We start from the raw sequence: 20336 nt of genomic DNA, 5'->3' as shown, positions 1-20336 counted from the left end.
GGGAGGGTAGAGCAGCGGAGTACCGATGGGTAGGGGGTGGACGGAGGAAAGTTACCGGCGGTACAACTTGCGGCTCGGACGCGTTTTCCTCGCCAGGGAGGCGGATAAGGTGCGGGGGTGGCAGAAGGACCCGAGCACCGCGAGTACCGCATGGAGGAGCTGGCCAGGGAGGCCGGCATCCCCGTGCGGACCGTGCGCTTCTACCGTGAGCGCGGCCTGATCTCGCCGCCCCGCCGCGAGGGCCGCATCGCCTGGTACGACGACCACCACCTGGCCCGCCTGCGCACGATCACGGGCCTCCTGGAGCGCGGCCACACGTTGACCGGCATCGCCGATCTCGCCCGTACGTTCGAGAGCGGCCGCGATGTCGCGGAGGTGCTGGGCCTGGGCGAACCGTCCGAGGAGACCCCGGTCCGCCTGACGCCCGAGCAGCTGGCGGACTACTTCGAGGGCGAGTCCACGCCGGAGAACCTGGCGCTGGCAATGGAGCTGGGCTACCTGGGGACGGACGGCGAGGAGATCGTCCACATCAGCCGCCGCCTGCTGGAGGTGTCGGCGGAGCTGGTACGGGAAGGCGTGCCGCTCACCGCGGTCCTGACCACGGGCCGCCAGGTCCGCAGGCACGCGGAGGCGTTGGCGGACCTGTTCGTCTCGGTGCTCCAGGAGTACGGCGCGGAGACCGACCCGGAGCCGCCCCAACTGCGGCCGCTGGCGCGGGCTGTGGTGGACGCGGAGCTGTCGATGGCGCTGGACCGGAGGCTGCGGCGGAAGCCGGAGCCACCGGAGGCGCAGGGGGGGCCGGAGGCGCAGGCGGGGCGCGGCGGCACAGGCGGGGCCGGAGGCGCAGGCGCAGGCGGGGCGTGATCCGCCTCCCGCCCGGGTAGGTTCAGGCCAGGGGCGCAGCACCCCCGCCCTACCCCGCCCCTACTGCTCGTACACCACCGTCACCGGCGCATGGTCGCTCCACCGCTCGCCGTGCGTGGCCGCCCGTTCGACCCACGCCTTCACCGCGCGGCCGGCGAGCCCGGGGGTCGCGACCTGGTAGTCGATCCGCCAGCCGGTGTCGTTGTCGAAGGCGCGCCCCCGGTACGACCACCACGAGTACGGGCCCTCGACGTCCGGGTGCAGGGCGCGTACGACGTCGACGTACGCGGCCTCCGCGAAGACCCGGGTCAGCCACTCGCGCTCCTCGGGGAGGAAGCCGGAGCTCTTGCGGTTGGCGCGCCAGTTCTTGAGGTCGGCCTCCTGGTGGGCGATGTTCCAGTCGCCGCAGACGACGACCTCGCGGCCCTCGGCGGCGGCGCGCGCCTTCAGCCCGACGAGGTAGGGCAGGAAGGCGGCCATGAAGCGCTCCTTCTCGTCCTGCCGCTCGGTGCCGACCTCGCCGGAGGGCAGGTAGAGGCTCGCGACCGTGACGCCGGGCAGGTCGATCTCGACGTACCGCCCGCTCGTGTCGAACTCCTCGCACCCGGCGTGCCCGTAACCGCCGAAACCGATCTGCACCCGCTCGGGGGCGCGCCGCGAGTAGAGGGAGACCCCGGCCCGGCCCTTGGCGGCGGCCGGCGCGTGGACGGTGTGCCAGCCCTCGGGGTCGCGTACGTCCGCGGGCAGCTGCTCGGGCTCGGCGCGCACCTCCTGGAGGCAGACCACGTCGGCATCGGTCTGCGCCAGCCACTCGACGAAGCCCTTCTTGGCCGCGGCGCGGAGTCCGTTTACATTCACGCTGGTCACGGTGAGCATCCCCGCACGATATCGGCCCACGATGCCGCATACATGTACGATACTTCGCATGAATATCCAAGTCCGGGCCTTCGACCACCCCGATGCCGTCAAACTCAACGACCGCGTGCAGCTCGAATACGCCGAGCGGTACGGCGATGGGGGCGATGTCACACCGCTGGACGCCACGATGTTCGACCCGCCTCACGGGCTGTACCTGATCGCGTACGACGCGTCGGACCAGCCCGTCGCCACGGGCGGCTGGCGCTCGCAGGAGCGCAACGACGAGGGCTACTCGGACGGCGACGCCGAGCTGAAGCGGATGTACGTCATACCGGAGGGCCGCGGCCAGGGCCTCGCCCGCCGCATCCTGGCCGCCCTGGAGGCGGACGCCCGCGCCGCGGGCCGCACCCGCATGGTCCTGGAGACCGGCGACCGCCAGCCGGAGGCCATCGCCCTGTACCTCTCCAGCGGCTACACCCCGTGCGAGAAGTTCGGCCACTACCGCACGTACGACAGCAGCCACTGCTACGCGAAGCCGCTCGGGGAGGGCGGCACGGTCTGACACCGAGCCGTTCCCCTCACCCCGCCTTCGGAACGCCGCCTTCAGGGCCGTCCCCCGGGTGCGTGGACCCGGCGGGCATCGCGAAGCTTCTGCTCAGCGGCTCGTCGCGCCGCCGGCTCGACGGACTCACCGACACGGGGCATGAGGTCCTTACCGGATGCGTCCCCGGCCCGCGCCGGTCCACGGGCGGGATGCCTGGAGCTGTCCAACAATGGCTGTGTCACGTGAGCACACGGAAGGGAGGCGCCGCGGGATGCGTGCCGGGCGTGGTGAGGGGAGCGTCCGCGACAGTCAGGACGGGGAGCGGGCCGTGACGAAGCGTGGCCCCAAGGCGGCGGTGCTGGGCACCGCCCTCGTCCTGTGCGCCCTCGTGGTGGTCCTGCAACTGAGCACCCCGCCCTCCTCGCACATCGCCTCGGTGCTGGTCGCGATTCCGGCCGTCATCTCGTTCGGGTTCGGGCCGCCGGTGATCGTCGGTTCGGCGGTGGCGGCGGTGGGGATCCGCTGGCTGCTCCTGCCGGCCGAGCCGCAGCGGATCGGCTCGGCGATCGGCACCACCGCGGTGATCTGCGCCATCGCCGCGCTGGGCTGCTTCGTGGTGCGACGCGGGGAGCGGGAGTCCGCGCGGCTGCGGAAGGTCGTGTCCGTCGCCGAGACCGCGCAGCGGGCGGTGCTGCGTCCGCCGCCCGAGACGCTGGGCCACTTCCGTACGGCCGCGAGCTATCTGGCCGCCGCACAGTACGCGCGCATCGGGGGCGACCTCTACGCGGTGGCGGACACCGAGTTCGGGGTGCGCGCGCTTATCGGGGACGTACGCGGGAAGGGGCTCGGCGCCGTGTCCACCGCCTCAGCGGTCCTCGGCTCGTTTCACGAGGCGGCGTACGAGGAAGCCACGCTCGGCCGCCTGGCCGGTCGCCTCGACACCGGCCTGAACCGCTTCCTGCGCGACGACGAGGCGTTCGTCACCGCTCTCCTCATCCAGATCGCGCCCGGCGGCCGCACGGAGGCGTACTCCTGCGGCCACCCGCCCTCACTCGTACTGCGCGACGGCACGGTCCAGGAACTCCCGGCCGGCACCGGCCTCCCCCTGGGGCTGAGCACCCTCGCGAGCGCACCCGCCGACGCGGACGGCCCGCAGTCGGCCGGAACGCTCCTGCGGCCCGGCGACACACTCCTGCTGTACACCGACGGCATCGCGGAGACCCGGAACGAGGCCGGGACCTTCTATCCGCTCGCCGCCCGCCTGACGGCTTACCAGCGCGCCCATTCCCCACCGGTCGACCCGCAACACCTGCTCACCTGGCTGCTCGACGACGCCCAGGACTACAACCGCACCGACACCTACGACGACGCGGCCCTCCTGGCCCTCGCCTGGCCACCCGGTCCGGGGCCCGGATGACCGCACTGCCAAGGCACTGGAGATCGCTTCCCAGCGCGGCAGTGATCGTTCCCCACTCACTGGGCGGTGATGGAGTCCCCGTTCCCGCGCACGAGTGACCGCGAAGCGCATCCGAGTCACGTTTCCCGACGTCGGCCCCGATTCCGGACACGTCATGAGCGGCCGTCAGGGCAGCAGCGAGTCCGCGAGGATGGTGGCGGTGCCCTCGTCCAAGGGGGCGTGGCCGAGCAGGAAGCGGTACCAGAAGACGCCGTACACCTGGTCGACCATCAGGTCGAGGTCGCGTCCGGCCTCCAGCTCGCCGCGCTCCCGCCCCCGCTCCAGCACCTCGCGCAGGGCAGCGCGGCGGGACTCGGTGAACTCCCGCATGAGCACGGCGAGCTGGGGGTCGCGGGCGGCCTCCCGGGCCAGGGCGCGCAGCGCCGGGCCCACAGGTGGCCGCTGGGCCCCGGCGAAGGTGGCGGCGACGAGCACCCGGAGATCGTCGCGCAGGTTCCCGTGGTCCGGCGCGGGCACCGTCTGCTGGGCGCGTTCCGCGAGGGCCTCCAGGAAGACGGCCCCCTTCGAGGGCCACCACCGGTAGAGCGTCTGCTTTCCTACGCCGGCCGCCCGCGCGATGGTCTCGACGGTGACGGAGTCGCCCTCGGCCTCCCCGAGCAGCCGCAGCGCGGCGTCGAGGATGGCCTGTCGCGCCGCTTCGTTGCGCCGACGCCCGGTGTGGGGCCGCGCCCCGCCCGTGTCCGATTCCGAGTCCGCCATGGCGCACACCCTTTCCCGTTCCTGCCCTCGAACCCCTTGACGAGACCGTCGGTCTCGACAACACTTACTTTATCGAGACCCACAGTCTCGTCAACAGGTACGGGAAGACATCGCATGAACGACAGTCGCGCCCAGCGCTTACGGAGGACCTCCACCATGACCACGGACCACACCCCCGCCGCCGAGACCCCCGCCCACGTCGTCGTCATGGGCGGCAGTTCCGGCATCGGCGAGGCCACGGCCGCGCTCTTCGCGGCCACGGGGGCGGAGGTGACCATCACGGGCCGCTCGCAGACCCGCCTGGACGAGGCGGCCTCCCGCATCGGCGGCAAGACGGCCACCCACCGGATGGACGCCGCCTCACAGGAGGACATCGCGGCCTTCTTCGCCGCATCCGGCCCCATCGACCACCTGGTCATAGCGGTCAGCGGCGCCGCGGGCAGCGGCGCCTTCTCCGAACTGGACCTCGCGGAGCTCGCCACCGGCTTCGACGCCAAGTTCTGGCCCCAGATCCGCATCCTCCAGGCCGCGCTCCCGCGCCTCGACCGCCGGCACGGCTCCGTCACCCTGATCACGGCGGCCTCGGCCCGCGCGGCCTTCCCCGGCACGTCGGGTCTCGCGGCGATCAACGGCGCCCTTGAGGCGATGGTTCCGCCCCTCGCGGTCGAGCTGGCCCCGCTCCGCGTCAACGCCGTCTCCCCCGGCGTGATCGACACCCCGTGGTGGGACCGCGTTCCGGCGGAGCAGCGCGCAGCGCTCTTCGAGGGCCTCGCCAGGACGACCCCGGCGGGCCGGGTCGGCCAGGCCGCCGACGTGGCGCAGGCCATCCACTCCCTCGCGACGAACGGCTTCATCACCGGTGTCGTGCTCGACTGCACGGGCGGCGCGAACCTCCCGATGGGCGCCCGGGCGTAGCGCGTTCAGCCCCGGCGGGCCACGGTGGGGCAGCCGTCCCGGAGGAGGCGAAGCCCCGAGGACTCCGGCAAAAGCCGAAAATCCCGCCCGATCTTGCGATCGGACGGGATCTCGTCACCATTCCTGAGCCAACTCAAGAACAGTCGTGCAAGTGGACCTGTGGGGATTTGAACCCCAGACCCCCTCGATGCGAACGAGGTGCGCTACCAGACTGCGCCACAGGCCCTTGCGACGTGTGAAACTCTAGCACCCTCCAGGGGGTGCTCGGAAATCCGTTCCGCGCTGGTCAGCCGTGGCGTGGCTCACGGCCGCCGACGCACCGTCACTCGTTGGCCGCGCGGGGGCGGTCGCCGTCCTCGTACTGGTCGAAGAGCGGGGTGCGGCCCCGGTCGCGGGAACGGCGGGACTGCGGGGAGCGCTGGCGCGGCGCCGGGTCCACCGGGGGTGTCGCGGGGTCCGGCTGCGCGGGCTCGGCGGCGCTGGAGCGGGCCGCGCTCCAGGTCTCCGGGTCGCCGACCTCGACCCCGCCCGTGGCGCGCGGGGCGACCGGGGCGGTGACGTAGGTGGGCAGGGGCACCGGGACCGGCTCCCAGCTGTCGCCCTGGACCCGGCCGCGCTCGCGCTGCTGGTCCACCCACTCCGCGTGGTCCGTCTGCTCGACCAGGGCGCGGCGGCCGGCCTCCTGCGGGGAAACCGTGGGCGTCGGCTCGGGGGCCGGGTGGCGCGGCTCGGAGTCCTCGTCGGCCTCGGCCGGGGCCGTGGGGGCGGGCTGGTGGCGGCGGGGGCGGTTCTCGCGGAGTCGCTGGGCCGCCACCTCGGCGCGCCGCTGGTCCATGGTGAAGGCGAACCGGCGCCGCTCGTGCGCCCTCAGGTGCGCGATGTACGCGCTGAGGAGCACCGCCGGGACCGCCGGCGCCCACAGGAAGCGCAGGCCGCCGACCGCGGCGACGATCGCGCCCAGCGTGAAGACGAGGAAGAGCATCACGGTGGTGCGCCGGCGGCGCGCGAGGACCTGGAGCCGCTGCGCGCGCCGGGCGCGTTCCGCGTCGATGCCCCCGGGGCGCGCGCGCCGGGCGGGGCCGGGGGCGGCGGGCTCGGCGCCACGCCGCTTGCGGGGGGCGCGCTCCGGCGTACCGGCCGGGTCGTGGATCCGGACCTCGGTGTGCGCCGGAGGCGCGGCGAAGGCCCGGACGTCGACGGAGTCCATTCGGTCCGTGCTCGCGTCCGGGTCGGCGTCGGGTGCCGCCTCGTCCTCGGTGCGCTCCTGGAGCCCCTTGGCATAACGGCGCTCCATCGCCGCCCGGCCGGACAGCAGCCGGATGGCGGTGCTGAAGCGCTCCGTCGGACGCTCTTCGTTCAGCTCGTCCTGCCTGCGGAGCCACATCGGCACCAAGTAGGCGGCCCAGGCCCCGACGATGACTGCGTAAATGAGGCCGCTGCTGCTCACATCCCACACCGTAGAGGGGTTTGCGCGGAGGCATCCGCCAATTGGCGCGGTGTGTCGCACGATCCGGCCGATATCGCGGACTTTTTTGTGAGGGTCCGAATCAGCCGATCGAGAGTAATTCGAACAAACTTTTTATTTACGCGGGAGGCTCCGGCTGATCCGTACGGGGAACGGGCCGCGAGCGGTGCCACCTCCGCAGCAGCCCGTCCGGCACTTCCTCCGCCGTGAGCGCGTAGATCAGGTGATCGCGCCACGCCCCGTCGATGTGCAGATAACGCGGACGCAGCCCCTCCTCGCGAAATCCGAGTTTCTCCACGACCCGCCGGCTCGGCCCGTTCTCGGGCCGGATGCACACCTCGATGCGATGGAGCCCCACCACCCGGAAGCAGTGGTCCACGGCGAGCGCGACGGCGGTGGGCATCACCCCGCGCCCGGCCACCTCCCGGTCCACCCAGTAGCCGACGTGCCCCGAACACATCGAGCCCCAGGTGATCCCGGCGACGGTCAGCTGCCCGACCAGCCGGCCCCGGTACTCGATGGCGAACGGCAGCATCCGGCCCGCGTTCGCCTCGGAGCGCAGATGGCGGATCATCTGGCGGTACGTGGGCCGCTGGGCGACCGGTCCGCCCGGCGCGGGCGGCGGGACCGTCGCCTCCCAGGGGCGCAGCCAGTCCCGGTTGCGCCGGTTGACCTCGCGCCAGTCCCGCTGGTCGCGCAGCTTGATGGGCCGGAGGGCGACATCGCCGTCCGCCAGGATCACCGGCCAGGTGGGGACGTTCAGCTCGGGCTCCCGGGTCGGGGGTGGTCGCCGCCGCGCAGCTGGTCCACGGCGTGCACCAGGAGCCGTTCGAGGACGGCGAGGCCGTCGCGCACCCCGCCGGTCGAGCCGGGGAGGTTGACGATCAGGGTGTGGCCGGCCACACCCGCCAGGCCGCGCGAGAGCGCGGCGGTGGGGACCTTGTCGCGGCCCTCGGCCCGGATCGCCTCGGGGATGCCGGGCACCTCGTGGTCCAGGACGCGGCGGGTGGCCTCGGGGGTGCGGTCGGTGGGCGAGATGCCCGTACCGCCGGTGGTGACGACCACGTCGTACGCGGCGGCCACCGCGGTCCGCAGCGCCCGCTCGACCGGGTCGCCGTCGGGCACGACCTCCGGCCCTTCGACCGTGAAGCCGAGCCCGGTCAGTGCCTCGGCGATCAGCGGCCCGCCCTTGTCCGCGTAGACCCCGGCGGACGCACGGTTCGACGCGGTCACGACGAGGGCGCGGTACGGGGCCGGGGCGCCGGCGGCGCTCACGCGTCGGTCCCGGGCGCCTGGGCGCGTACGTAGTCGCCGGACTTGCCGCCCGACTTCGTCTCGACCCGGATGTCCGTGATGACCGCCGCCTTGTCGACCGCCTTGACCATGTCCACGACGGTGAGCGCGGCGACCGACACCGCGGTCAGGGCCTCCATCTCGACGCCCGTGCGGTCGGTGGTCTTCACCGTGGCGCTGATCACCACGGCATCGTCGGCCACGCTCAGCTCGACGCCGGCCCCGGAGACGGCCAGCGGGTGGCAGAGGGGGATCAGGTCCGGGGTGCGCTTGGCGCCCATGATCCCGGCGATCCGCGCGGTGGCGAGCGCGTCGCCCTTGGGGACTCCCTCACCCCGGAGCAGTTCGACGACACGCGGCGACACGAGGACCCGGCCACTGGCCCGGGCGACGCGCGCGGTGACGTCCTTCCCGGAGACGTCGACCATGCGGGCGGCCCCCGCCTCGTCGATGTGCGTCAGCCTGTTCTGCGTACTCAACTCACTCCGCCTAGCGGTAGGGCGCCGGATTCCCCGGGCCGCACCGGGGCGCGGTCCGGAGGCCGGGGGGTGTCCCCCGGACGGCACAGCGCCAGTTACCGTACCGCCACCGGGGCGCGGTCAGCGGAGCAGGATCACCTCGGTGTCGGAGCCGGGTTCGGCGGAGGTGACGTCCTCGCGGAGCACGATCAGGGCGTCCGCCCGGGCGAGCGCGGCGATCAGATGCGAGCCGGAGCCGCCGACGGGCGTGACGGTACCGGCCTCGGCGTCGTACGTCCCGCGCAGGAACTGGCGCTTCCCGGCGGGTGAGGACAGGGCCTTGTCCGCGACGAGCACGGCCTTCACCGTCGATCGGTCGGCGGCGGGCAGGCCCATCAGGGTGCGGATCGCGGGGCGGACGAACAGCTCGAAGGAGACGTAGCTGGAGACCGGGTTCCCGGGGAGGGCGAGCAGCGGGGTGTGGTCGGGGCCGATGGAGCCGAAGCCCTGCGGTTTGCCCGGCTGCATGGCGAGCTTGCGGAAGTCCACTCCGCCGCCCGGCTCGTCCTCGTCGCCGACGGAGGACAGGGCCTCCTTCACCACGTCGTACGCGCCGACGCTGACGCCGCCCGTGGTGACGACGAGGTCGGCGCGGATCAGCTGGTCCTCGATGGTGGCGCGCAGGGTCTCGGCGTCGTCGGCGACGGCACCGACGCGGTAGGCGATCGCCCCCGCGTCCCGGGCTGCGGCGGTGAGGGCGAAGCTGTTGGAGTCGTAGATCCGGCCGCCGGTCAGCTCGCCGCCGGGCTGCACGAGTTCACTGCCGGTGGACAGGACGACGACGCGGGGGCGGGGCCGCACCTTGACGGTGGAGCGGCCGATCGCGGCGAGCAGGCCGATCTGGGGCGGTCCGATCACCGTGCCCGCCTTGAGCGCGAGGTCGCCGGGGCGCACATCGCTGCCCCGCTCCCGTACGTGGGCGCGGGCCTCGGCGGGGCGGTGGACGCGGACCTCTCCGCCGGCGCCCTCCGGGGCGTCGCTGTGGGCGCGCATCGCGGCGGCGGGGCCCTCGCCCGTGCCGCCGTCGGTCCACTCGACGGGGACGACGGCCTCGGCGCCCTCCGGGAGCGGGGCGCCGGTCATGATGCGGGCGGCCTCGCCCGCGCCGACGCGCCGGCCGGGGCCGAGTCCGTCGTCGCCGGCCGCGACGTCCCCGACGACGGTGAGGACGGCGGGGAATTCCTCGGTGGCGCCCTCGACATCGGCGACGCGGACCGCGTAACCGTCCATCGAGCTGTTGTCGAAGGGCGGCAGGGCGACCTCCACCACGACATCCTCGACCAGGACGCAGCCCTGGGCCTCGGGCAGTTGCAGCTCGATGGGTTCGAGCGGCTTCACCGCGGCGAGGATGTCTTCCAGGTGCTCGTCCACCGACCAGATCGTGCTGCTCAACGTGCTACATCTCCTCGGTGACGTACCGGCGGAGCCAGCTGCGGAACTCCGGCCCCAGATCTTCACGTTCGCACGCGAGTCTGACAATGGCACGCAGATAGTCGCTGCGGTCGCCGGTGTCGTAGCGGCGGCCCTTGAAGACGACGCCGTGGACGGGTCCGCCGGCCTTCTCGTCCTCGGCGAGCAGTTGCAGGGCGTCGGTCAGCTGGATCTCGTTGCCCCGGCCCGGCTCGGTCCGGCGCAGTATCTCGAACACGGCGGGGTCCAGGACGTAGCGGCCGATGACCGCGAGGTTGCTGGGCGCGTCGGCCGGTTCCGGCTTCTCGACCAGGCCGGTGACGCGTACGACGTCCGCCTCGGCGGTGGGCTCCACGGCCGCGCAGCCGTACTGATGGATCATCGCGGGCGGGACCTCCATGAGCGCGATGACGCTGCCGCCCTCGCGCTCCTGGACCTCGGTCATCCGGGACAGCAGCGGATCGCGGGGGTCGATCAGGTCGTCGCCCAGGAGCACCGCGAACGGTTCGTCACCGACGTGGGGCGCGGCGCACAGGACGGCGTGACCCAGGCCCCGGGGGTCGCCCTGGCGGACGTAGTGCATGGTGGCGAGGTCGGTGGACTCGCGGACCTTGCGCAGCCGGTCGGCGTCGCCCTTGCGGGTCAGGGCGCCCTCCAGCTCGTAGTTCCGGTCGAAGTGGTCCTCCAGGGGACGCTTGTTGCGGCCGGTGATCATCAGTACGTCGTGCAGCCCGGCGGCCACCGCTTCCTCGACGACGTACTGGATGGCAGGCTTGTCGACGACAGGCAGCATCTCCTTGGGAGTGGCCTTCGTGGCCGGAAGGAAACGGGTCCCGAGTCCTGCCGCCGGGATGACGGCCTTGCTGATCCTGGAGTTCGGCTGGGTCATGCGCTGAACCCTAGCGGTGAGACATGGGCGGAAGATGAGCCTCCGGTTAACTTCGTCCTCATATAACCCTGTACGAGAGGCCGGTAGGTGCCCCGTTGAACACCGAAATGTCCGCAAAGGCGCTCTTGCGGCGTGAACTGCTCGCCGCGCGCCGCCTGCTGACGGGCCAGGACGTCGAACGGGCCGCCTCGGTTCTCGCCCGCCACGCGCTCGGACTGCCGGAGCTGAGCGGGGCCGGCACCGTCGCCGCGTACGTCTCGGTGGGGCGCGAGCCGGGCACCCGCGCCCTGCTGGACGCGCTGCGCGCGCGGGGCGTCCGGGTGCTGCTGCCGGTGCTCCTCGCCGACAACGACCTGGACTGGGCACCGTACGAGGGCGCGGAACGGCTCGCGAAGGCGGGGCGCGGGCTGCTCGAACCCACCGGCGGGCGGCTGGGCCCCGACGCCGTCCTGGAGGCGGACGCGGTGCTGCTGCCCGGTCTCGCGGTGGACGCGCGCGGCATGCGCCTGGGGCGCGGCGGCGGCAGCTACGACCGGGTGCTGGCGCGCCTGACGGCCGCCGGGGCCACGCCCGCGCTCATCGTCCTGCTGTACGCGAACGAGGTGACCGCACGGGTCCCGGCGGAGCCGCACGACTTCCCCGTGGACGCGGTGGTCACACCACAAGGCCCCCGGCGCTTCGGCGTGAGCTGAAGCACCGGGGGCCTTGAGAGGCACTTACGGTTTCAGGGTCAGCGTGTCCGTCGTCGTCCCGGCCACGGCGTTCGTGCCGTAGGCCCACGGCAGCAGCTCACCGTTGACCCACTTGTCGGTCTGGTCGGTGTAGTGCGCGGCGAACGCGTGCCCGGAGGCACCGGTGAGGTTGATCCAGCGGGACTTGTCCCAGTCGGCCACGTTGACGACCATCCGCATCGACGGCACCCAGACCACCTCGTAGCCGCCGGCCGCGTTCCAGCCGGTGGCGTCCACCGCGGCCTCGCCGCCGCCGAGGTTCCAGGGGCCCCGGTTGAGGACCCGCTGGAGGAGTCCGGGGCCCTCGGTGCCGAGGGTCTGGTTCTTCAGGGTCAGCTGGTGCAGCCGGCCCCAGTTCCAGGTGGTGATGTCCTTGCCCAGCTTGGCCGTCAGCTCCCATCGGGCGTCCTCCATGGCGCGGGCGAACAGCTGGTCGCGGGTCTCGGTCGCCTTGTCCTTGCGGCTCTTGGGCGACTTCCACCACTTGCTGTCCGGCTTGTCCATGAGGTTCGCGACGACCTGGTACCAGCGGTCACCGCCGTCCGGCTGCGCGGAGTCCGGGGAGCGCTGGCCGCACTCGCGTACCAGCCGGTCCTGCTCGTCGGCCGGGCCCGAGTTCTTCGGCGGCGGCACGTTCAGGCACTCGCCCTCGACGCGCATCTCCTTGGGCAGCTTGTCGCCGAAGGCCAGCTTCAGGATGTTGCGCCAGACGCCGTTGAAGTACGCGGCGGCGGCCGAGTCGGCCTCCTGGGTGTAGTCCCAGCCCTCCAGCAGCTTCTGCGCCTGGCGGACGTCCTTGTCGGAGACGTTGATCTTCAGCAGTTCGGGCACCAGCAGCGCGGCGATCTCGCTGGTGTTGTCCATCTGCATCTTCTGCATGTCTTCGGTCGAGATCTTGCCGCCGCCCTTGATCTTCGACTGGATGAGGTCGTTGATCCGCTGGCTGCGGCTGCCGTAGCCCCAGTCCTTGGTGAGCAGGTAGGGGTACTCGTCCTCGTCGATCACGGCCTGGTTGGCGGTGACGATGTAGCCGCGCTTCGGGTTGTACTCGTAGGGCAGCTCGTCGAACGGGATCGGGTCCTTCTTCCAGCCGTACGCCGAGGACCAGCCGGGGCTGGGCGTGGTGCCGTCCCCCTGCTTGCGGACCGGGATCTTCCCCGGGGCCTGGTAGCCGATGTTGCCCTTGGTGTCGGCGTAGATGAGGTTCTGCGAGGGAACCTCGAAGTGCTCGGACGCCTTGCGGAAGCTCGTGAAGTCCTTGGCGCGGTTCAGCTCGAACACGGCGTCCATGGAGTGGCCGGGCTCCAGCGCGGTCCACTTCAGCGCGACGGCGTAACCGTCGGCGCGGTCCGGCGCGGAGTTGGTGACGGGGGCCTTCTGGCCGACCTTCTCCAGCTCGCTGCTGCGGTCGGAGACCAGCGGGCCGTTGTTGGTCTCGCGGACCGTGATGTGCCGGTCCTTGCCGCCCGCGACCTTGATGGTCTCCTCGCGGGTGGTGAAGGGCTTGGTCCTGCCGTCGTACAGGTAGCCGTCGCCGGAGACCTTCTCCAGGAAGAGGTCGGTGACGTCGGCGCCGAGGTTGGTGAAGCCCCAGGCGATGTCCTGGTTGTGGCCGATGATCACACCGGGCATGCCGGAGAAGGTGTAGCCGGCGGTGTCGTACTTGCAGGTTTCGGAGACCTGCCGGCAGTGAAGGCCCATCTGGTACCAGAGGGACGGCAGCATCGGCGCGAGGTGCGGGTCGTTGGCGAGCAGCGGCTTGTTGGTCGTCGTGTACGTGCCGGAGACCACCCAGGAGTTCGAGCCGATGCCGGTGCCGTTCGGGCCGAGCAGCGCGGGAATCTCGTCCAGGGTGTCGGAGAGCGCGCCGAGCTGCGTGTTCAGCCCCTGGGTCGCGCCGGCGACGGTGTTCGCGTCGCTCGCGCCGGTGTCCGTCGCCTTAGGGTCGAACGTGCCGGTGACCGAGGAGATGCCGCCCTCGGTGACGATCGGCTCGTGCTTGTCGTACGGGTATGCGGGGTAGAGCTGCTCGATCTCGTCGGCGTCGAGCCGGCTCGTCATCAGCGAGCGGTCGATCTCGTCCTGCATGTTGCCGCGCAGGTCCCAGGCCATGGCCTTCAGCCAGGCGACCGAGTCGACCGGGGTCCACTCCGACGGCTTGTAGTCGTTGGTGAGGCCGAGCGCGGCGTACTCGACGGAGATGTCCTTGCCGTCGCGCCCCTTGAGGTAGGCGTTCACGCCGTCCGCGTACGCCTGGAGGTTCTTCTTGGTCTCGGCGGAGAGGACGGTGTCGTACTCCTCCTGCGCGACCTTGCGCCAGCCCAGCGTCCGCAGGAAGGAGTCCGTCTCGACCTGGCCGGAACCGAACATCTCGGAGAGCCGGCCTGCCGTCAGGTGACGGCGTACGTCCATCTCCCAGAAGCGGTCCTGCGCCTGTACGAAGCCCTGGGCGCGGAACAGGTCGGCGTCCGAGTCCGCGTAGATCTGCGGGATGCCATAGCCGTCGCGCTTGACGTCGACGTTGCCGGAGAGGCCGTCGAGGTGGATGGTCCCGTTGGTCTGCGGGTACGAGGCGCGCACGGTGGACACGGACCAGTACGTTCCGTAACCGATGCCCGCGACCAGCGCCAGCACCAGAACGATCACGAGCAGGCGGGCGCGGCGCCCCTTCTTCTTCTTGCGCGGCCCGCCACCGGCGGTACCGGTGGATCCGGAAGAGGCGGTTGTTGTGGCGGGCATCGCTGTCCTTCGAGGGCAGGGCGGTCCTGGGAGTGCAGGAGCAACCATAGGCGCAGCGCGTCACCCACTCGGACGCGGTATCAGGATGGCTCGAATTGCGTAGTGATCGTACGAATACTCGAACGCATCAAGAAAACGTTAAAGATTAGGTAAGGTAACGAAGTACCGGCCGCCGGAAGACGATCCGGCAGGCGTACGCAGGGAAGGGACCGGCCACTGACTGTCCACACGCTCAACGAACTCCTGCTCGTCTGCTCACTCGTCCTGCTCGTCGCCGTCGTAGCGGTACGCGTCTCGTCCCGCAGCGGGCTCCCCAGCCTGCTCCTGTACCTCGGCATCGGTATCGCCATGGGCCAGGACGGCTTCTTCGACGTCAAGTTCGACAACGCGGAACTGACGCAGGTCATCGGCTACGCGGCACTCGTCGTGATCCTCGCCGAGGGCGGACTCGGCACGAAGTGGAAAGAGGTCAGACCGGCGCTGCCCGCGGCCGTGATGCTGTCGCTCGTCGGCGTCGGCATCAGCGTGGGCGTGACCGCGGCCGGGGCGCACTATCTGGTCGGCCTGGAATGGCGGCAGGCGCTCATCATCGGCGCGGTCGTCTCCTCGACGGACGCCGCGGCGGTCTTCTCCGTGCTTCGCAAGGTCCCGCTGCCCGCCCGCGTCACCGGTGTCCTGGAAGCCGAATCCGGCTTCAACGACGCCCCCGTGGTCATCCTGGTCGTCGCCTTCTCGACCATCGGCGAGGTCGACAGCTGGTACGTGCTGATCGGCGAGATAGCCCTGGAGCTGGCCATCGGCGCCGCCGTCGGCATCGCCGTGGGCTGGCTCGGCTCGTACGGGCTGCGCCATGTGGCGCTCCCCGCCTCCGGCCTCTACCCGATCGCCGTCATGGCCATCGCGGTGTCCGCGTACGCCGCCGGTGCCATGCTCCACGGCAGCGGGTTCCTCGCCGTCTACCTGGCCTCGATGATCCTCGGCAACGCCAAGCTGCCGCACTGGCCGGCGACCCGGGGCTTCGCGGACGGGCTCGGCTGGCTCGCCCAGATCGGCATGTTCGTCCTGCTCGGTCTGCTGGTCACGCCGCACGACCTGCTGGACGACTTCTGGCCCGCCGTCGTCGTGGGCCTGGTGCTGACCGTGGTGGCCCGGCCGCTGGAGGTCTTCATCTCGCTGGTGCCGTTCCGATTGCCCTGGCAGGAGAAGGCCCTCATGTCGTGGGCCGGGCTGCGCGGCGCCGTACCCATCATTCTGGCGACCATTCCCATGGTGTCCGGGATCGAAGGCTCCACCCGGGTCTTCAACATCGTCTTCGTCCTGGTCGTCGTCTACACCCTCATCCAGGGCCCGACCCTTCCCTGGCTCGCCAAGGCCCTCGATATCGGCGACGACCCGTCCGAGGCGGCCGACCTGGGCATCGAATCGGCGCCCCTGGAACGGCTGCGCGGGCACCTGCTGTCGGTGGCCGTCCCCGCGAAGTCGAAGATGCACGGCGTCGAGGTCGGGGAGCTCCGCATGCCCGCGGGCGCCGCGGTCACCCTCGTGGTGCGGGACGACAAGAGCTTCGTACCCGCCCCCTCGACGGTGCTCAGGCGTGGCGACGAACTGCTCGTCGTGGCCACCGACCCGGTGCGCGACGCGGCCGAGGCACGGCTGCGCGCGGTCGCCGAGGGCGGCAAGCTGGCCGGCTGGCTCGGAACGCCCGGCGGACACCCCACCGGACAGGAGTCCCCCGTGCCGCAGGTGGGCGGGGCGCTCAAGGCGGTCAAGAAGCTCGGCGGCAGGGCGGACAAGGGCAAGAAGCGCGACGCGAAGGCACATCACTGAGCACACACCGCGTTCACAGGCGACGAAGGGCGGGGCGCACACAATCACAGGGCCTCCGCCCTTCCTGCCTGTAGCATGAAGGAAACCCAGAACCACCGATTGATCGACCAACTCTGCCTGACGCAGAGCTGGCGCGACCGTATGGCGGTCGTGGCGTCCTCCGTACCGGTTGTGCCCGCACACCGGCCGCGAGCGCCCGGCATCTACCGCAGTTCCGCGCGAAGAGGACAGCTCTCGGCAGCCCCGCCCGGGCCCGCACTCCAGTGCCGGCCGCCCCGGGGGCACGGCCACCAGGCGGCAGAAAGGCAAGGACCGTGGCGTCCACGGTCTCCGAACGCCCCGGATACGGGCAGCTGCTGCGCACCCCCGGGGCGTGGACCTTCCTCCTTCCCGGCTTCGCCGCACGGCAACCCTTCGCGATGCTGACCATCGGCATCGTGCTGCTGGTCCAGCACACCACCGGCTCGTACGGCAGTGCAGGCGCCGTCGCGGCCGTCACCGGGGTCTCCATGGCCCTGTTCGCCCCGCAGACCGGCAAGCTCGCCGACCGGTTCGGCCAGCGGGCCGTGCTGCTGCCCGGCGTCCTGGTCCACACCGCCTCCGTCTCGCTCCTGGTGACACTCGCCCTGGCGGACGCGCCCCTGTGGGCGCTGTTCGCCGCGGCCGTCCCGACCGGCGCGTCCGTCCCGCAGATCGGCCCCATGGTGCGGGCCCGCTGGGCGGCGATGCTCGGCGCGGCACCGGGCCGCGAGGCGTCCCCGCTGCTGGCGACGGCCGCCGCGTTCGAGTCGGTGACGGACGAGTTCACCTTCGTCATCGGCCCGGTCGTCGCCACCGCGCTCTGCACGGGCGTGCACCCGGCGGCCGGCCTGATCGCGGAGGCCGCGCTCACCCTGTTCGGCGGCCTGCTCTTCGCCGCGCGACGCGCCACGCAGCCGCCGGTCCGCGACCGCGCCCTGCCCGGCGCCGAGCGGCACGCCTCGGCCCTGTCGATCCCCGGCGTACGCGTGCTGGCGGTCGCCTTCCTCGGCATCGGCTCGGTCTTCGGCGGCATGCAGGTCTCGCTGACCGCGTTCGCCGAGGAGATCGGCAACCCGGGCGCCAACGGTGTGCTGTACGGGATCTTCGCCGCCGGCAACATGCTCGCCGGGATCGCCTGCGGGGCCATCGCCTGGAAGTCCGGCCCCCGCCGCCGCCTGCTCGTCGGCTACACGGCGCTGGCGCTGACCGCGTCGGGCCTGTGGGCGGTGCACTCGGCGCCGCTGCTCGCCGGGCTCGGCCTGCTGGTCGGGCTCTGCATCGCTCCGGCCCTGATCAGCGGCTACACGCTGGTCGAGGCGCTGGTGCCGGGCTCGGCGCGGACCGAGGCGTTCACCTGGTTGACGGGTGCGGTCGCGCTGGGCCAGGCGGCGGCGGTGACGGTGGCCGGCCAACTCGCGGACGGGCACGGCGCGAGCGCCGGTTTCCTGGTCCCGCTGGTGGGTACGGTGCTGGCCCTGGCGACCCTGCTGACGCTGCGTTCGAGGCTCCTGGCGGCCGGTGCGGGGCGGACCGTGGCGCGTGGTATCGGTCACCGCGGGCCGGTCACGGTGGACTGATTCCACGGAATACGTCACTATGGAGCGTCGTTAGCACTCATCGAGTCAGAGTGCCAGGAGGAACAAAGTGCCGACCTACCAGTACCAGTGCACCGAGTGTGGCGAGGGCCTCGAAGCGGTGCAGAAGTTCACCGATGACGCCCTCACGGTGTGCCCGAACTGCGATGGACGCCTGAAGAAGGTGTTCTCGGCGGTCGGCATCGTCTTCAAGGGTTCCGGCTTCTACCGGAACGACAGCCGCGGCTCCTCGTCGAGCAGCACGCCGGCTTCCTCCGCCTCGAAGAGCACCGGCTCCGGGTCGTCCTCGTCCAGCTCCTCGACGTCGTCGGAGACGAAGTCGTCGGAGACGAAGTCGTCGGCCGCCCCGGCGTCCGCGTCGTCGTCCTCCTCTTCCTCGACGAGCGGTTCGTCGGCCGCCTGAGCGACCGGCTCCACAGCTTTCACGAAGACCCCGCCGACCTGCTCGGCGGGGTTTTCGCGCGCCCGCGCCCGCCGGAAGGGGCTGCGCGGACACGGCCTAGGGTGACCGCATGGTGAACGCAGAGATCGGCGTGATCGGCGGCTCGGGGCTGTACTCCTTCCTGGAGGACGTCACCGAGGTCCGCGTGGAAACCCCGTACGGAGACCCCAGCGACTCCGTCTTCATCGGCGAGACCGGTGGCCGCCGGGTCGCCTTCCTCCCACGGCACGGCCGGGGCCACCACGTGCCCCCGCACCGCATCAACTACCGCGCCAACCTGTGGGCGCTGCGCTCGGTCGGGGTGCGCCAGGTGCTGGGCCCGTGCGCGGTGGGCGGCCTGCGCCCGGAGTACGGGCCGGGCACCCTGATCGTGCCGGACCAACTGGTGGACCGGACGAAGACCCGTGTGCAGACCTATTACGACGGTGAGCCCCGGGCCGACGGGGTCCTGCCGAACGTGGTGCACCTGGGTTTCGCGGACCCGTACTGCCCCGAGGGCCGCAAGGTCGCGCTGGCCGCCGCGCGGGGCCGGGACTGGAAGGCGGTGGACGGCGGCACGCTGGTGGTGGTCGAGGGGCCGCGCTTCTCCACCCGCGCCGAATCGCGCTGGCACGCGGCGATGGGCTGGTCCGTGGTCGGCATGACCGGGCACCCCGAGGCGGTGCTCGCCCGTGAACTGGGCCTCTGCTACACCACGATGACCCTGGTCACGGACCTGGACGCGGGCGCGGAGGCCGGCGAGGGCGTCTCCCACGAGGAGGTGCTGAAGGTCTTCGCCGCCAATGTGGACCGGCTGCGCTCGGTCCTCTTCGACGCGGTGGCGGGGCTGCCGGCTGCGGAGGACCGGAACTGCCCGTGCGGGCACGCGCTGGACGGGATCGAGACGGGGCTCGCGCTGCCGTAGGGGGTGTTTGGCTGCGGCGGGGCTTCGGGCTGCGGGTGTTCCCGTCTGTGCGGCGGGGCTTCGGGCTGCGGGTGTTCCCCTCTGCGGGTTTCCCGCCCGCGGGTTTCCCGCCCGCCGGTTTCCCGCTGCGGGTGACGGAGTTTTCCACATGTGGTGGACGGTCCACAGGCTCCGGCGAGAATCCGGCGGCTGGTGGATCGTGGGCGTTGTCCGGCAGCCGGGACCTCGGGGTTCCGGCTGCTCGGCCCGACCCATCGGCCCCTGACGCAGGCGGTGTTCGCGATGCGCTCGTCCGGTTCCCACTCCTTCACCCAGACCGCTTCCACCGCTCCGTACGCGGGCGCGCCACCGGGGCCGTTGCCCGCTCCCCCGCCGTGCGGGGTACCCGCGTTCCCGCCGCTGCGGGTGCGCGGGGGTGCCGGTCAGCGGCTGCGCCGTGCGGTGTGGCGGCAGCGGCGGTCGATGGCGGCGGGCCTGGCGCTGACCGCCGCCGCCCTGGCCGTCTCCGGACTGGCAGGGGGCGGTGCAGGCGGGCACGGCGGTGACACGGCGCGGGCGGCGTCCCGGGAGCGGGCTTCGCCTCCGGTACGCCTGGTGTCGGCGCCGGTACGGATCGCGGACGCGGAGACCGTGCGGCTGCTGCGGCCGGGCGACCGCGTGGACGTGGTCGCGTCGGGGGGTCCGGGGGCGACGGCGGAGGCCCGGGTGGTGGCCAGGGGTGCGCGCGTGGAGCGGGTGCCGCGGGCGGACGCCGGGGGCTCGTCGGGCGAGGGTGCGCTGGTCGTGCTCGCGGTGCCCAGGGCGACGGCGGCGGACCTGGCCGGTGCGGGGATCTCCGGTGGATTCGCGGTGGTCCTGTGCTGAGGCGTGCTGCCCGGGCCGTACGGCGCTGGGTCACCGCCCTGGCCGGGGCCCGGCGTCAGATGTGGTGCGGGGGCTTCTCGTCGAGGAAACGTGCCAGGTCCGCGGCGCTGCCGCCGGACGGGGCCCGCTCGCCCCACCCCTGGTCCGTATCGTCCGCGGACTGCTGGTCCAGCGGATCGTCGAAGATCAGCGCCGGCTTGGGCCTGGGCCGGTCCGGCGTGGTGGGCTCCGCGTCGCGCGGTCCGGGGGCGGGGGCGGTACTCATACCCCCAGGGTACGGC

Annotated in this window: 20 protein-coding genes and 1 tRNA gene; 10 read left to right on the top strand and 11 right to left on the bottom strand. The window is 72.1% G+C overall.

From position 1 onward, the window contains the following. Window positions 1–150 precede the first annotated feature (150 nt). The gene (locus ABZ565_RS07170; protein WP_361021910.1) at window positions 151–864 is read left to right on the top strand and encodes a MerR family transcriptional regulator; all 714 of its coding nucleotides are present in this window, start codon (window positions 151–153) and stop codon (window positions 862–864) included. A 60-nt stretch (window positions 865–924) separates the two neighbouring features. On the opposite strand, the gene ABZ565_RS07165 is transcribed toward ABZ565_RS07170, so the two are convergent. Further along, window positions 925–1740, bottom strand: coding sequence for an exodeoxyribonuclease III (locus tag ABZ565_RS07165; protein WP_361021357.1), 816 nt, complete (start codon window positions 1738–1740; stop codon window positions 925–927). A gap of 49 nt (window positions 1741–1789) precedes the next feature. Between ABZ565_RS07165 and ABZ565_RS07160 the strand changes: the two genes are divergently transcribed. Both ABZ565_RS07160 and ABZ565_RS07155 read left to right on the top strand, forming a co-directional pair. Further along, window positions 1790–2284 carry a GNAT family N-acetyltransferase gene (locus ABZ565_RS07160; protein WP_361021355.1) on the top strand — a complete coding sequence of 165 codons (495 nt, stop codon included), beginning with the start codon at window positions 1790–1792 and terminating at the stop codon, window positions 2282–2284. A gap of 310 nt (window positions 2285–2594) precedes the next feature. Next, entirely contained in the window at window positions 2595–3683 is a 1089-nt protein-coding gene (locus tag ABZ565_RS07155; RefSeq protein WP_361021353.1) for a PP2C family protein-serine/threonine phosphatase, read from the top strand. 165 nt (window positions 3684–3848) lie between these two features. Here ABZ565_RS07155 and ABZ565_RS07150 read toward each other — a convergent pair whose 3' ends face one another. After that, entirely contained in the window at window positions 3849–4442 is a 594-nt protein-coding gene (locus ABZ565_RS07150) for a TetR/AcrR family transcriptional regulator (RefSeq protein WP_361021351.1), read from the bottom strand. Window positions 4443–4598: 156 nt separating this feature from the next. Between ABZ565_RS07150 and ABZ565_RS07145 the strand changes: the two genes are divergently transcribed. Continuing rightward, complete coding sequence (locus ABZ565_RS07145) at window positions 4599–5357, top strand: SDR family oxidoreductase (RefSeq protein WP_361021349.1); 759 nt, start codon at window positions 4599–4601, stop codon at window positions 5355–5357. 152 nt (window positions 5358–5509) lie between these two features. Here the strand turns inward: ABZ565_RS07145 and ABZ565_RS07140 are convergent. The 7 genes from ABZ565_RS07140 to galU form a co-directional block, all read right to left on the bottom strand. After that, window positions 5510–5583 (bottom strand) — tRNA-Ala (locus tag ABZ565_RS07140). Window positions 5584–5679: 96 nt separating this feature from the next. After that, entirely contained in the window at window positions 5680–6804 is a 1125-nt protein-coding gene (glpR, locus tag ABZ565_RS07135) for a gephyrin-like molybdotransferase receptor GlpR (RefSeq protein WP_361021347.1), read from the bottom strand. Window positions 6805–6940: 136 nt separating this feature from the next. Next, window positions 6941–7564 carry a GNAT family protein gene (locus ABZ565_RS07130; RefSeq protein ID WP_361021345.1) on the bottom strand — a complete coding sequence of 208 codons (624 nt, stop codon included), beginning with the start codon at window positions 7562–7564 and terminating at the stop codon, window positions 6941–6943. 17 nt (window positions 7565–7581) lie between these two features. Continuing rightward, window positions 7582–8097 carry a MogA/MoaB family molybdenum cofactor biosynthesis protein gene (locus ABZ565_RS07125; RefSeq protein ID WP_361021343.1) on the bottom strand — a complete coding sequence of 172 codons (516 nt, stop codon included), beginning with the start codon at window positions 8095–8097 and terminating at the stop codon, window positions 7582–7584. After that, complete coding sequence (gene moaC, locus ABZ565_RS07120; RefSeq protein ID WP_361021342.1) at window positions 8094–8594, bottom strand: cyclic pyranopterin monophosphate synthase MoaC; 501 nt, start codon at window positions 8592–8594, stop codon at window positions 8094–8096. Before moaC ends, ABZ565_RS07125 begins: the two co-directional genes overlap by 4 nt. Window positions 8595–8714: 120 nt before the next feature. Next, window positions 8715–10025 (bottom strand): gephyrin-like molybdotransferase Glp, encoded by a 1311-nt coding sequence (glp, locus tag ABZ565_RS07115; RefSeq protein WP_361021340.1) that lies wholly within the window; start codon window positions 10023–10025, stop codon window positions 8715–8717. 4 nt (window positions 10026–10029) lie between these two features. Continuing rightward, window positions 10030–10932, bottom strand: coding sequence for a UTP--glucose-1-phosphate uridylyltransferase GalU (gene galU, locus ABZ565_RS07110; RefSeq protein ID WP_361021338.1), 903 nt, complete (start codon window positions 10930–10932; stop codon window positions 10030–10032). Between the two features lie 107 nt (window positions 10933–11039). Between galU and ABZ565_RS07105 the strand changes: the two genes are divergently transcribed. Continuing rightward, a complete protein-coding gene (locus ABZ565_RS07105) occupies window positions 11040–11624 on the top strand; it encodes a 5-formyltetrahydrofolate cyclo-ligase (RefSeq protein ID WP_361021907.1) in 585 nt (194 codons plus the stop codon). Window positions 11625–11648: 24 nt separating this feature from the next. Here the strand turns inward: ABZ565_RS07105 and ABZ565_RS07100 are convergent, their stop codons facing one another. Then, complete coding sequence (locus ABZ565_RS07100; RefSeq protein ID WP_361021336.1) at window positions 11649–14402, bottom strand: penicillin acylase family protein; 2754 nt, start codon at window positions 14400–14402, stop codon at window positions 11649–11651. A 243-nt stretch (window positions 14403–14645) separates the two neighbouring features. On the opposite strand from ABZ565_RS07100, the gene ABZ565_RS07095 reads away from it, so the two are divergent. The 5 genes from ABZ565_RS07095 (at window position 14646) to ABZ565_RS07075 (ending at window position 20055) form a co-directional block, all read left to right on the top strand. Continuing rightward, window positions 14646–16229 (top strand): potassium/proton antiporter, encoded by a 1584-nt coding sequence (locus ABZ565_RS07095; RefSeq protein ID WP_361021904.1) that lies wholly within the window; start codon window positions 14646–14648, stop codon window positions 16227–16229. 314 nt (window positions 16230–16543) lie between these two features. Further along, entirely contained in the window at window positions 16544–17827 is a 1284-nt protein-coding gene (locus ABZ565_RS07090) for an MFS transporter (protein ID WP_361021334.1), read from the top strand. A 67-nt stretch (window positions 17828–17894) separates the two neighbouring features. Beyond that, window positions 17895–18248 (top strand): FmdB family zinc ribbon protein, encoded by a 354-nt coding sequence (locus ABZ565_RS07085; RefSeq protein ID WP_361021332.1) that lies wholly within the window; start codon window positions 17895–17897, stop codon window positions 18246–18248. A 109-nt stretch (window positions 18249–18357) separates the two neighbouring features. Continuing rightward, entirely contained in the window at window positions 18358–19191 is an 834-nt protein-coding gene (locus tag ABZ565_RS07080) for an S-methyl-5'-thioadenosine phosphorylase (protein WP_361021330.1), read from the top strand. A gap of 282 nt (window positions 19192–19473) precedes the next feature. After that, entirely contained in the window at window positions 19474–20055 is a 582-nt protein-coding gene (locus tag ABZ565_RS07075) for a hypothetical protein (protein ID WP_361021328.1), read from the top strand. Window positions 20056–20110: 55 nt separating this feature from the next. Here ABZ565_RS07075 and ABZ565_RS07070 read toward each other — a convergent pair whose 3' ends face one another. Then, the gene (locus ABZ565_RS07070) at window positions 20111–20320 is read right to left on the bottom strand and encodes a hypothetical protein (protein WP_361021326.1); all 210 of its coding nucleotides are present in this window, start codon (window positions 20318–20320) and stop codon (window positions 20111–20113) included. Between the last annotated feature and the right edge of the window lie 16 nt (window positions 20321–20336).

Source organism: Streptomyces sp. NPDC016469, from assembly GCF_040632905.1.
GTDB lineage: Bacteria > Actinomycetota > Actinomycetes > Streptomycetales > Streptomycetaceae > Streptomyces.
The sequence above is the reverse complement of the archived record's forward strand: the minus strand, read 5'-3'. Positions and strand labels throughout refer to the sequence as shown.

What these genes read in the sequence shown, in the direction of transcription:
- ABZ565_RS07170 (WP_361021910.1), top strand. Translation starts at nt 151, where the DNA reads ATGGAGGAGCTGGCCAGGGAGGCCGGCATCCCCGTGCGGACCGTGCGC.
- ABZ565_RS07165 (WP_361021357.1), bottom strand. Translation starts at nt 1,740, where the DNA reads ATGCTCACCGTGACCAGCGTGAATGTAAACGGACTCCGCGCCGCGGCC.
- ABZ565_RS07160 (WP_361021355.1), top strand. Translation starts at nt 1,790, where the DNA reads ATGAATATCCAAGTCCGGGCCTTCGACCACCCCGATGCCGTCAAACTC.
- ABZ565_RS07150 (WP_361021351.1), bottom strand. Translation starts at nt 4,442, where the DNA reads ATGGCGGACTCGGAATCGGACACGGGCGGGGCGCGGCCCCACACCGGG.
- ABZ565_RS07145 (WP_361021349.1), top strand. Translation starts at nt 4,599, where the DNA reads ATGACCACGGACCACACCCCCGCCGCCGAGACCCCCGCCCACGTCGTC.
- galU (WP_361021338.1), bottom strand. Translation starts at nt 10,932, where the DNA reads ATGACCCAGCCGAACTCCAGGATCAGCAAGGCCGTCATCCCGGCGGCA.
- ABZ565_RS07105 (WP_361021907.1), top strand. Translation starts at nt 11,040, where the DNA reads ATGTCCGCAAAGGCGCTCTTGCGGCGTGAACTGCTCGCCGCGCGCCGC.
- ABZ565_RS07100 (WP_361021336.1), bottom strand. Translation starts at nt 14,402, where the DNA reads ATGCCCGCCACAACAACCGCCTCTTCCGGATCCACCGGTACCGCCGGT.
- ABZ565_RS07080 (WP_361021330.1), top strand. Translation starts at nt 18,358, where the DNA reads ATGGTGAACGCAGAGATCGGCGTGATCGGCGGCTCGGGGCTGTACTCC.
- ABZ565_RS07075 (WP_361021328.1), top strand. Translation starts at nt 19,474, where the DNA reads ATGCGCTCGTCCGGTTCCCACTCCTTCACCCAGACCGCTTCCACCGCT.
- ABZ565_RS07070 (WP_361021326.1), bottom strand. Translation starts at nt 20,320, where the DNA reads ATGAGTACCGCCCCCGCCCCCGGACCGCGCGACGCGGAGCCCACCACG.